We start from the raw sequence: 12520 nt of genomic DNA on the forward strand, positions 1-12520 counted from the left end.
GTTTGCTTTACGTACCATTCGGTTCAAAGAAAATAAATATGCATATGACAGAAAATAATACAAACCATGCATCAAAACTTTTTTGTTATTATTCTGCTAGTTATAAATATTGATAATTCATACTCCTTTTCTAAAAAAGGCTTATTAAATGCATGGTTTTTCTTACCGCAAATCACAGCCATATCTTCCATTAACAATATAAAGCATAAATAACGTCCAAACAGCAGGTTAAACCAGTAGATAACACCAAAAAATCGAACAATATAGAAGTAATAATTTAACAAAATAGATTTTTTATACATTTTTCTTGCATAACAACCCATCATGGGTAGTATAAGACCCCAGTGACGATTAATGCAGTAAGTCAGCATGAGTATTCAAATAAGCGGTATCAATAAGTTCTACGGCAACACACAAGTTCTTCATGATGTGAACTTCACGTGTAATACAGGTGAAACCCTTGTGTTGTTAGGTCCAAGCGGTGCAGGTAAAAGCTCTCTACTACGTGTATTGAACCTGTTAGAAACAGCAAACAGCGGCGAATTGAATATCGCTGATGCGTTTTTTAACTTCGCCACTGAAGTACAAGAAAAAGACGGGCTTAAATTACGTCGTAAAGTCGGTATGGTTTTTCAGCAATATAACCTATGGCCACACATGACAGTCATAGAGAACCTTATTGAAGCGCCCGTTAAAGTTGCTGGGCTAAATAAAGATCAAGCAATAAAAGAAGCAATGCAAATTCTGGCAACATTGCAATTGGCAGATAAAGCAGATGCATGGCCAATGCAATTATCTGGTGGCCAACAACAACGTGTCGCGATTGCCCGCGCACTAATGATGAAACCTGACGTGTTGTTATTTGATGAACCAACAGCGGCACTTGACCCTGAGATCACCAATCAGATCGTCAAGATCATTAACGAATTAAGCGAAACTGGCATCACACAAGTTGTTGTGACCCATGAAGTCGATTTTGCGAAAAAGATTGCAAGTCATGTTCTGTATCTTGAAAAAGGATACATCGTAGAGCATGGCACAAAAGAGGCATTCATTACTCCGGCTACCCCTGAGTTCGCAGAATACCTAGCCCACTAATTACCCTTTTAAATTTACCTTTTATTTTGGCAAAAAGCTCTTCTATGCCTAAAAAACGAATACACGGAGTATCGCGATGAAAAAGATTTTACTGGCTTCTCTTATTAGTCTTGCTTCAGCAAATGCAGCTGCACAGGAAGAAATTAAATTCGCGATGGAAGCAACTTATGCTCCGTTTGAATACGTCGACGAAAATAATCAAATTCAAGGTTTTGACGTTGATTTAGCCAATGCGCTTTGTAAAGAAATGGACGCTAAATGTAGCTTTCACAATCAAGCATTCGACAGTTTAATTCCAGCACTTAAATTTAAGCGTTACGATGCGGCTATCTCTGGTATTGATATTACTGAAGCACGTCAAAAGCAAGTCAGCTTCACCAACCCTTATTACGATAATTCAGCAGCATTCGTTGCCGTTGAAGGAAAAGTAGCAAACCAAGCAGCACTAAGCGGTAAGCGTGTAGGCGTACAAAATGGTTCAACACACCAAAGTTATTTAATCGATCAAATGGCTGGCGTAACAACAGTGCCATACGCAAGTTACCAAGATGCATTTATTGATATGCAAAATGGTCGTATCGATTCTGTCTTTGGTGATACTGCCGTTGTTGCTGAATGGTTTAAAAAGAACGACACACTCACTTACGTTGGCGACCAAGTCACGAACCAAGAATACTTTGGTAACGGTTTTGGTATTGCCGTAAACAAAAAGAATGAAGAGCTGGTTAACCAATTAAACGCTGCACTTAAAACAGTGAAAGCGAATGGCCAGTACCAAGAAATTTTCGATAAGTACTTCGGTAAGTAATATGGTTTTTTCGGGTTACTCAATGTCACTCGTAGAGGCAAGCTGGATGACCATCCAGCTGGCTTTTACCAGTTTATTAGTCGGCTTAGTTTTAGCTGTTATTTTTGCAAGTGGCGAGATGTCTCGTAGCCGCCTTGTAGCTTGGCCGACAACTGCATTCGTTACAATTCTTCGTGGTTTACCTGAAATATTAGTGGTGCTGTTTATCTTTTTCGGCTCAGGTCAGGTGCTCTTTATGATCACAGGTGACTATGTTGATATCAGCCCATTCGTATCAGGAGTCGTTGCCTTGTCACTCATCTTTGCTTCTTATGCTGCTCAAACGATACGTGGCGCATTAAAAGCGGTGAATAATGGTCAGCGTGAAGCAGCAAGTGCTCTTGGTATAAGTAATGCACATAGTTTTTTTCGCATTATTTTGCCACAAGCGGTTAGGCATGCCCTACCCGGTTTGACTAACCAGTGGTTAGTACTGCTGAAAGATACAGCCTTAGTATCATTAATTGGCGTAACCGATTTACTTAAACAAGCACAGCTCACTTCTGCTGCAACGCATGAAGCCTTTACTTGGTATGCCACTGCTGCTGCTATTTATTTGGTGATTACACTGATTACACAACGTGCGGTTAAAGTAATTGATAAGAAATTTACTGTTCAAGGCCTTAGCGCACCACAAGGAGCAACCGCATGAATGAACAACATGTTTGGCAAATGCTAGGTGGTTTGGCAACAAGTCTTGAACTGACAGCCGTTTCTCTATTAGTAGGTTGTACGCTTGCGTTATTAATGACATTAACACTGATCATGCGAACAACGGGTTTACATTGGATCAGCCGTGGCATTATTACATTGTTCACAGGCACACCACTACTGGTTCAAATATTCTTAATTTATTACGGCCCAGGGCAATTTGAAGCAGTACGCGAAAGCTTTCTTTGGAGTTGGTTAAGCCAACCTTGGTTCTGTGCGATGTTAGCCTTGGCATTAAATACGGCGGCATACAGCACACAGTTGTTTAAAGGGGCTTTCAACGCCATTCCTTCTGGTCAATGGCAAGCATGCCGTGCACTAGGCATGGATAAAGTCGCAACACTACGCGTTTTATTACCCTTTGCCATTCGTCGTGCAATACCGGCTTATTCGAATGAAGTTATCTTGGTTTTTAAAGGAACGTCGCTAGCCAGCACGATCACGATTATGGATCTGATGGGTTACGCACAACGTATTAACGCCCAGACTTATGACACCTTGATCGTGTTCAGTGTTGCAGGCGTATTCTACCTTGCTGTGAATGGCATTCTAACGCTGATTTTCCGCCAAGTTGAAAAGAAAGCTTTGGCGTTTGAAGTTGCTCATTAAACGAAGTACACCTTTACTAACCTGTTACTTAAAAAGCCGATAGCACAAAGTGTGTTATCGGCTTTCTCTTTATATATCTTTGGTCCTTATTTTAACCTAAACCATTACTCGGCTCATTATCACAAACCCTACACCCTCACCTTGTAGAATAAAAAACACTTATTTATAGTGGTAAAATAAGTATTTTCACATTTACGATAAGCTCCTATGACAGCGATCCTCAGAAATATCTATCAACACACTCAAGGTCATTTTTTTCGCTCACTCATTACCATCGCTATTCCGATTACCTTACAAAGTATTCTATTCTCCAGCAAAGGCCTTATTGATGTTTTAATGTTAAGCCAGTTGGATGAAATCGATGTCGCCGCCATTGGTGTTGCTAGCCGTGCCATTTTTGTTACTACCATTATGTTAGGGGGAATTACCACAGGAGGAGCATTATTAACGGCACAATATTGGGGGGCAAAAGATACTCAGGGGGTCAGAGAGAGCACCGCATTAACCTGGCTTGCAACCATGGGGACTGCCTTAATCACCGTATGCGTTTTCTTGGTATTTCCTTCTCATATCATGGGACTAGCTACTGACTCAGCACTTGTGAATCAGCGGGGCAGTGAGTACTTAATGATCACAGGCTTCAGTATGATTGCTGTCGCCTGTGTCGGTAGTATGTCTGCTGGGCTACGTTCAACGCATCAACCCGGAATCAGCACACTGTTCAGTACGCTCGGTATTATTGCAAACATCTTCCTTAATTGGGTGCTGATCTTTGGTCACTTTGGATTACCCGCACTCGGTATTAAAGGAGCAGCTATTGCCACGCTACTTAGTTCCGTGATTGAAGTCATTGCCTTATATGGCTACCTATATGGCAAGCAGCACCTATTGGCATTTAGCCTCCTCGATATAAAACGCATCATCAATAAAGATAAGTTCACCCTGTTTTTTTCACTGTCATTACCTACAACTTTTAACTTTTTAGCCTGGGCTGCTGGTCTTTTTACCTACACCGCAATAATGGGACAAACTGGCGTACAAGGTTTAGCTGCATTATCAGTCATTACACCAATTGAATCCCTTTCCCTTAGCTTATTGGTGGGCATTGCGAATGCAGCTGGTGTGTTAGTTGGTAATCAAATTGGCGCCAAAAATTATGACGCTGTGTATTATCAAGCGATTAGCTTCGCTTGTATTAGTTTTCTGGTTTCACTTTTGGTGGCAATGGGCCTATACAACTTAAAAGCACCATTATTAGATATGTTCACAGCACTCACACCAGACACGCGCCAACTCGCCGAAAGTTTCATCATTATATTATGTTTTGGTGTTGTGTTACGTTCCGTGCCCACCACATTAGTGGTCGGCGTATTGCGGGCTGGCGGTGATGTGAAATTCTGTTTATACCAAGATATGCTAACACAGTGGGCATTCGGTATTCCCCTCACCGCCCTTGGCGCCATTTGGCTGAACTTCCCACCAGAATGGGTCTACGCATTGTTTCTATTAGAGGCGGTCTTCAAATGGTTTGCTTGTATACATCGCTTACGCAGCCGCAAGTGGATCAAGAATTTAATAGCAGCTTAAATTTATAAATTCAGATAGTAAAAAGCCCCTCATAACAAAACGGAAGGGGCTTTTTTCATACTGTACTGAGAGGCAACATCAAGCTATTTTTCGGTTATTAAACGATTTTCACACCAGCAGGCATAAGACGCTCAGGTGTTAAAAGTACACTCTCTGATTCATCATCCGTTTCTGCACACAACAACATACATTCGGATGTTTCACCGCGCATTTTTGCTTTTGCTAAATTTGTCAGTACCACAACCTGCTTACCCATCAATTCTTCTTCGGTGTAATAAGGTACAAGGCTAGTCACTGTTTGCAGGGTTTTCTCACCTACATCGATTTGTACGATATACAGTTTATCTGTATTTTGGTGGCGAGCGACTTCAATAATTTTGCCCACGCGTATATCTAATTTTGCAAAATCTGGATAAGTGATAGTGTCCATTTCATTACTCCGACAGGATTTAGTGGTAACGTTTACATTATCATTTAAACGCTTTTTTGCAAGGGATATTGGGTTACTTCCCTGTCAGTTCTGTGATCTCTATTTCTGTTTTTACGATACAGCCATTAAATGGTACAGCACATTGTATGATGTCTAGATTATTCCACCTGAACATTGTTACCTGCGTCTTCATCCCTCAAACATTACAAAACATAAGCTTGAATCACATACATTGTTATATTTATCATCTAGCATGACACGTTCGAATTTGAAGTAATTACGGGTTATTTCGAAAGCAAAGGTGATTGATAAGTCTGTTTTACCTTCATATGAGACTTAAACGACCATTATAAAACAACAATAATTATCAGGCTTACTGAAAATAGGAACGAAAATGAGGACAAGGAACATGAAGTCTATTCGATATATATACCCACTTTATTTTACAGTATTTATGCTATTTATCGGGTTAGTCACCACATTGGGCATCAACTATTGGGTTTCACCGAAATTAGTTACCAATGAAGAAACGATTATAAAAAACACAATCCAAGACCTTAATAGTGACATTTTCACTGAGCTCGAACAGGTTCAAGCACAACAACGTACTATCACCCAAACCATTGCATTAGTTTCAAGTGAACAGATCGATCAAATTTTACCGGGATTAGTTGATCAATACGGAAAAACTCAGGTATTTGGTGGCGGTATTTGGCCGTTACCAGAGCAGCGCCAACAAGGCATTGATAAATACAGTACCTTTTATCACCGTGACGCCAGTAATAAGCTAATTGAAAATACTTACTGGAATTCTGCTGATTCACTTAATTATTACGAACAAGGTTGGTACAAGAATGGCTTAGCCGCACCTCAAGGACAATGTGCTTGGGCACCAGCTTATAAGGACTCGGCCAGTGCTGAGGCAAGAACAAATTGCGCTATGTCTATTTTGAAAGAAGGTAAACAATACGGCATTGCAACAATTGATCTAACATTAGGTTTCTTCAATGACCTTGTCGAAGAGAAAGAACAGGCATTAAATGGTGATATTCTCATCATCGAATCTGACGGTAAAATACTCAACAATACACGTAGTATTAACCGCTCACTCATACTTGATAATCTTTCGTCTATTGCTCAAGAGTCACCTTTTGCTGCGAATATTAGCCGTAACCTTTCTCAGGTAACAGACAATAAACCACTGCAGGTTCGTTATGATAATAATGGGGTTAATTATACGTTATTCATGCATCGAATTTCAGGAACGCCATGGACCGTCGCATTTAGCACTCAAACGACCCTACTTGAATCAACGACTCACTCAATTCTAGTCACTCTGGCGTCAATTCAACTTCCTATTGCTGCTGCTATTATTCTCTTTTGCTTTATTGCCTTCTCACAACTAGCCCGACGTCTCGAAGCATTAAGGAATAATATTGAAGCTCTATCATCGGGCGACGCCGATTTAACCGCTGAAATTAAAATTAATAAAAACGATGAAGTTGGAGGTATTGCCGTATCCGTCAATCATTTCATTATCTATCTACGAGAGATGATGGACTCTGTATCCAATTCAAGTAATCAAATTTCAAACATTATTGACGAAGTCAAAAATCAAAGCCAAATTAACCACGATATTGTTGATCGCCACGCCAATGAAACAATGCAGGTTATTACAGCCATAAATGAAATGGCTTCTACAGCAGAAGAAGTTGCACGTAATACCACCAATACCGTTACCAATACCCATAGCGCCACAGTTGCTGCCGACCAATCAAAAGCAGCCGTTAACAAAGCAACCGACAGCGTTGCTCTATTAATGACGCAAATTAAAACCGCGTCAGAAAATGTTACCGAAATGAGCAATGAGACTCAGAAAATAAGCACGGTACTTAACGTGATTCGCGATATCGCAGAGCAAACTAACCTATTGGCACTTAACGCTGCAATTGAAGCCGCACGAGCCGGCGATCAAGGTAGAGGGTTTGCAGTTGTTGCTGATGAAGTACGTGCACTTGCTGCTCGTACACAAAATAGCACCGCTGAAATCAATGAGATGTTAACCCACCTTCAAGCTGGGGTTACAACCGTTGTAACAGCCATGAACAATACAAAAACACGTTGTGAGGTCGTTGTTGATGATACTGAACAAGTCAATGGGGGGCTAGATGAAATGATGACCTCAATAGGTGAAATCAATGACTTAAACTCGCATATAGCAACAGCAGCGGAAGAGCAGAGTTCCGTTACTGAAGAAATAAACCACAACATGAGCCAGATTCAAAATATGATTCAAATGCTAACAGAAAGCGCTCAACAAACAACAACATCCAGCCACTCGTTATCTGAAGCCAATAACCAACTTAATAAATTAGTTAGTCGCTTCAAGCTATCCTAACGTTCAACATTACTGGTATAAAATAGCAAACAATAAGTAGTCACTTTAGGCTGCTTATTGTTCATTCCATTGTTCCAATAGATTTTAATGATAACGCTTACACCGCCTTTCAGTACTGATTTACAAGGAATACTATACAACCAGCCTATCAATTTCATGATCTCTATTTGCGTTATTTTCACAACCGTTGTTAAATGGCATAGGCAAAAAGAATACTGATATTTATTGGGATAATGTATGGCAACTATTAAAGATGTAGCAAAAGAAGCAGGTGTTTCTGTTGCTACGGTTTCACGTGTTATTAACAAGTCACCCAAGGCAAGTAAATCTGCTATTGATGCTGTTAGTATTGCCATGCGCAAACTGGGTTATCGCCCTAATGCCAATGCCCGAGCACTGGTAAGTCAATCGACGAATACACTAGGGGTATTGGTTGGTGATGTATCCGACCCTTTCTTTGGCTCAATGGTTAAATCCATCGATGGTGTGGCACGCAACAACGGTAAACATATTCTTATTGGTAATGGTTATCACGATGCAGATACTGAACGTGATGCAATCGAGTTATTAATAAATAGCCGTTGTGAATCATTAGTTATTCACAGTAAGGGCTTATCTAATGAAGAACTTATTGCCTACGCTAAAGAAGTATCAGGGTTCGTTCTGATTAACCGATATATCCCTGAAATTGCCGAAAAGTGTATCGCGCTAGATAATCACAAAGGTTCTTACCTTGCGACTGAATATTTGATTCGTCATGGCCACCAGCATATTGGCTATGTCTGTTCAAACCACCAAATTGAAGATGCGGAACAACGAAAAGCCGGCTACCAAGAAGCCCTTAAAGCACACGGCTTACATCAACCTGAGAGCTATATTGAATATGGCAGCCCAGACGAGCAAGGTGGCGAGCAAGCAATGACTAACTTACTCGCTAAAAACCTACCGATTACCGCTGTTGTCGCTTATAACGACTATATGGCAGCAGGCTCACTGTCTATTCTGGAAGAAAATGGGATTCAAGCACCTGAACACATGTCACTCATTGGTTTCGATGATGGATTAATAGCAAAATACTTACATCCAAAATTAACGACTATTCGCTACCCTATTCAAATGATGGCTGAGCATGCTGCTCAATTATCACTAAAATTAGCCAATAAGAATCAACCAATAGAGCCAGAGAAAGTAGATACAGATACACATATGTTCATGCCAACATTAGTGCGCCGCTTATCAGTCGATAAAGTAAAAAGCTAGTTTAGCGAATTGATAAAAAAAGAGCCTTAACATTCATTGTCGAGGCTCCTTTCTATTTAGGGTATGGCTTTTAACTAGGTATAGCTACACAACCAAAAATCGATACGTTGTTTGATGCTTGTACATTTGTTCAGGCTGTACAATACAAGAAGGTTGTTGCCACTCAGGATGATTGGGGGAATCTGGTAAATATTGGGTTTCTAGCGCAAAACCAGCATGATTTACGTATTCACTTCCTTCTCGGTTCGGACAACCCACTAAATAATTACCGGTATAAAGCTGTATAGCTGGCTTTGTGGTTTGTAATTCTAATCGTAATTTGCCATCTGGCGAAGTCACGCTTGCTGCCGTTGCTTTGCCTTGATGACATTCTGTTTCCAATAAAAAAGAATGATCATAACCCGCGGCTAATTGCTGATCGTGGTCTGCCATAAAATCTTGCTTCAATTCCTTTGATTGCATGAAGTCAAAGCTCGTACCCTGTACATCTTTCAATTCACCAACCGGAATGCCCTTCTTATCAGAAGGTAAATACTGTGAAGCATGAATCACGAGCGAGTGACCAAGACAATCTGACTGTGAATCTGCCCCTAATAAATTGAAGTAAGCATGATTCGTCAGATTGATCGGGCATGCTTTATCGGTTGTTGCACTATAAGCGATAACCACTTCATTTTTATCTGTTAGGGTATAACTAACAGACGCATTGACCTTACCTGGAAAACCTTGATCACCATCTGGTGATTCAAGTGTAAAGACTATCGTTTGCTCACAGGCTTGTTCAGCCAGCCAGCGACGATGAGTAAAACTATCAGGCCCACCATGCAAACAATTACCCGCTTGATTCGTTAACACTTGGTGCGTTTCATCATTAATAACAAATCTGCCAGATTCAATGCGATTCGCATAACGACCCACAGTTGCCCCTAAATAGGCTTGTTGCTGCTGATGTTGCTTCATCGTAGAAACACCTAGCAGCACTTCGCGGGTCGTTTCACCAAGCTCTACACAACAACTTAACCATGTAGCGCCGATATCCATAAACGATACCGACATACCATTACTGTTTGTTAACGTGAAAATCTTCGCGGGGCTGCCATCAAAGGCAATATCCTGTGTCATGGATTGATGCAATGTATTACTCATCATCAGTCCTTATTAAGCCGTTACTGATTCAAGTGCTGTAATACCGACGACCTCACCAGCACCAGGCATGGCTTTACACACGTAAATAGATTCTTTTAGCCCTGTTTCAGCTTCATATCTTGCTTCTACAACCGCTTTAACACTATCCACCATTGCTGGTGGCATAATCGCTACAATACAACCACCAAAGCCACCGCCAGTCATACGCACACCACCGTCTTCACCAATACATTCTTTAACCATATCAACCAATACATCTACTTCACGTACCGTAATTTCAAAATCATCACGCATAGAGGCATGAGATGCAGCCATTAAACTGCCCATCAGTTTGATATCATCAGCACTCAATGCAAGGGCAGCTTGTTCAGTACGATCATTTTCAGTAATCACGTGGCGCGCACGCTTCGCCACCATTTCATCAAGCTCATTCACACGTTCATTAAACTGATCGATAGTGACATCACGTAGCGCTTTTACGCCAAAAACACGCGCTGCCTCTTCACACTGCTCACGACGTGTATTGTATTCACTGTCTACTAAGCCGCGCTTTTTATTCGAGTTAATAATAACAACAGCCATGTCTTCAGGCATAGATACAGGTGTCGTATCGAGCGTTCGACAATCAATTAATAGTGCATGGTTTGCTTTACCTTCTGCAGAGATTAATTGATCCATAATGCCGCAATTACAGCCTACAAATTGGTTTTCAGCTTGTTGACCATTTAAAGCAATATCTTGCTGAGTAATCGTTAAGCTATAAAGCGTTTTAAATGTTTGACCAATCACAACTTCAAGCGCGGCAGATGAACTTAACCCAGCACCTTGAGGAACATTACCGCTTACAGTAATGTCTGCACCATTAAATTCATAACCACGATCTAATAAGCATTTCACTACACCTTTCACATAGTTAATCCACATGCAGTCTTGATCAAATATAATCGGTTGAGTGATATCAAACTCTTTCACTTCATTGCTGTAATCAACGGCAACAACACGTACGATACTGTCTTCACGGCATGAAGCTGCCACAATAGTTTGGTAATCAATCGCACACGGCAATACAAAACCATCATTATAATCAGTGTGTTCACCGATAAGGTTCACCCGACCAGGCGCTTGAATGATTTTTCTTGGTGCATACCCCAATACATCAATGAATACAGACGTTACGCTATGAATTAAGGCTTGAGATTTATTGTTTTTTGTCATGTTCTTACTACCTAATAATCTGTTGAATAAGGGTTAACGTTGTGATTCACTGCTATTGTTCACGAAAATGAATATCGCTCAGTGCACGTAATTTGTCAGCGGCTTGCTCTGCGGTTAAATCACGTTGGCTTTCTGCCAACATTTCATAACCGACCATGAATTTACGTACTGTCGCAGAGCGCAAAAGAGGCGGATAGAACAACGCATGAAGCTGCCAATGCTCAATGTTTGTATCGTCACCTTCCTCTTCTTTAAAGAAGGGGGCGTAATGCCAACCCATCGAATACGGGAACGAGCACTTAAACAGATTATCGTAACGGCTAGTCAGCTTTTTCATGGCTAACGCAAGATCATCACGCTGCTCATCCGTTAATTCATTCATACGACGTACATGCGTTTTAGGCATTAACATTGTTTCAAATGGCCATGCAGCCCAATAAGGCACCACAGCAATCCAATGTTCAGTTTCAACTACAGTGCGAGAGCCGTCTTTCATTTCACTGTTAACGTAATCAACCAGTAAATTCGTACCGTTTTTCTGATAATACGCTCTTAAATTGTCGTCTTTACGGGAGATCTCATTAGGTAAAAAGCTGTTAGCCCAGATTTGTCCATGCGGATGAGGTTGAGAGCAGCCCATCGCTGAACCTTTATTTTCAAAAGCTTGAACCCAAATATAATCTTGCCCCAGCTCTTCAATCTGTTCGTTCCATGTGTCAATAACGCTACGAATAGCTGACACAGATAATTCTGGTAATGTCTTGCTATGATCGGGAGAGAAACACACTACGCGGCTAAGCCCACGGGCACTCTCGCTGCGAAATAATCGATTATCAGATTGCGGTGCGTCTGGTGTATCCACCGTTAACGCAGCGTGATCATTATTGAATACGTAGGTGCCAGTATAATCTGGGTTTTTATCACCAGACACTCGAGTATTCGTTGGGCATAAAAAACATCCGCTATCATATTGGGTATCAACAGCGGGTTCTGGCGTTTCATCAGCCCCTTGCCAAGGGCGCTTTGCACGGTGTGGCGAAACTAAAATCCATTGACCTGTTAATGGGTTATAACGACGGTGCGGGTGATCGGTTGCGTCAAAAGTGTCGCCGTTCAAATTAGTGCTCGAATCAATATTCGACATAATCAAAATTGCCTATTCAAAGTTGTGCGAAGCAAGGGTTAAACTGGCATACTAAATATGATTCCCACATCTATC

General features: G+C 41.1%; 11 protein-coding genes. 7 read left to right on the forward strand and 4 right to left on the reverse strand.

What is annotated here, in order from left to right; all coding sequences use genetic code 11:
• The first annotated feature begins 369 nt into the window (after window positions 1-369).
• From artP to C9J47_RS06240, 5 genes are all read left to right on the forward strand, one after another.
• Window positions 370-1098 (forward strand): arginine ABC transporter ATP-binding protein ArtP, encoded by a 729-nt coding sequence (artP, locus tag C9J47_RS06220; protein ID WP_107252756.1) that lies wholly within the window; start codon window positions 370-372, stop codon window positions 1096-1098.
• Window positions 1099-1174: 76 nt separating this feature from the next.
• The gene (locus C9J47_RS06225; protein WP_107252757.1) at window positions 1175-1906 is read left to right on the forward strand and encodes an arginine ABC transporter substrate-binding protein; all 732 of its coding nucleotides are present in this window, start codon (window positions 1175-1177) and stop codon (window positions 1904-1906) included.
• 1 nt (window position 1907) lies between these two features.
• On the forward strand, window positions 1908-2597 hold the full coding sequence (gene artQ, locus C9J47_RS06230; protein ID WP_107252758.1) for an arginine ABC transporter permease ArtQ: 690 nt from the start codon (window positions 1908-1910) through the stop codon (window positions 2595-2597).
• Complete coding sequence (gene artM / locus C9J47_RS06235; RefSeq protein ID WP_107252759.1) at window positions 2594-3265, forward strand: arginine ABC transporter permease ArtM; 672 nt, start codon at window positions 2594-2596, stop codon at window positions 3263-3265. Before artQ ends, artM begins: the two co-directional genes overlap by 4 nt.
• A 207-nt stretch (window positions 3266-3472) precedes the next feature.
• On the forward strand, window positions 3473-4852 hold the full coding sequence (locus C9J47_RS06240) for an MATE family efflux transporter (protein ID WP_107252760.1): 1380 nt from the start codon (window positions 3473-3475) through the stop codon (window positions 4850-4852).
• 97 nt (window positions 4853-4949) lie between these two features.
• Here C9J47_RS06240 and C9J47_RS06245 read toward each other — a convergent pair whose 3' ends face one another.
• Entirely contained in the window at window positions 4950-5282 is a 333-nt protein-coding gene (locus tag C9J47_RS06245) for a tRNA-binding protein (protein WP_107252761.1), read from the reverse strand.
• Between the two features lie 409 nt (window positions 5283-5691).
• Between C9J47_RS06245 and C9J47_RS06250 the strand changes: the two genes are divergently transcribed.
• Together C9J47_RS06250 and C9J47_RS06255 are read left to right on the forward strand one after the other, a co-directional pair.
• Window positions 5692-7680 (forward strand): methyl-accepting chemotaxis protein, encoded by a 1989-nt coding sequence (locus tag C9J47_RS06250; protein ID WP_107252762.1) that lies wholly within the window; start codon window positions 5692-5694, stop codon window positions 7678-7680.
• A 237-nt stretch (window positions 7681-7917) separates the two neighbouring features.
• Window positions 7918-8940, forward strand: coding sequence for a substrate-binding domain-containing protein (locus C9J47_RS06255; RefSeq protein ID WP_107252763.1), 1023 nt, complete (start codon window positions 7918-7920; stop codon window positions 8938-8940).
• An 84-nt stretch (window positions 8941-9024) separates the two neighbouring features.
• Here C9J47_RS06255 and galM read toward each other — a convergent pair whose 3' ends face one another.
• The 3 genes from galM to C9J47_RS06270 are packed head-to-tail and all read right to left on the reverse strand — an operon-like array spanning window position 9025 to window position 12445.
• Window positions 9025-10092 carry a galactose-1-epimerase gene (gene galM, locus C9J47_RS06260; protein ID WP_425440597.1) on the reverse strand — a complete coding sequence of 356 codons (1068 nt, stop codon included), beginning with the start codon at window positions 10090-10092 and terminating at the stop codon, window positions 9025-9027.
• 6 nt (window positions 10093-10098) lie between these two features.
• Window positions 10099-11301, reverse strand: a complete 1203-nt coding sequence (gene galK, locus C9J47_RS06265; RefSeq protein ID WP_107252765.1) for a galactokinase — start codon at window positions 11299-11301, stop codon at window positions 10099-10101.
• A 52-nt stretch (window positions 11302-11353) separates the two neighbouring features.
• Window positions 11354-12445: a UDP-glucose--hexose-1-phosphate uridylyltransferase gene (locus C9J47_RS06270; protein ID WP_425440593.1), complete on the reverse strand. Its 1092-nt coding sequence runs from the start codon at window positions 12443-12445 to the stop codon at window positions 11354-11356.
• Window positions 12446-12520 lie beyond the last annotated feature (75 nt).

The sequence above is a fragment of the Photobacterium indicum genome (assembly GCF_003026215.1).
Classification (GTDB): Bacteria; Pseudomonadota; Gammaproteobacteria; order Enterobacterales; family Vibrionaceae; genus Photobacterium; species Photobacterium indicum.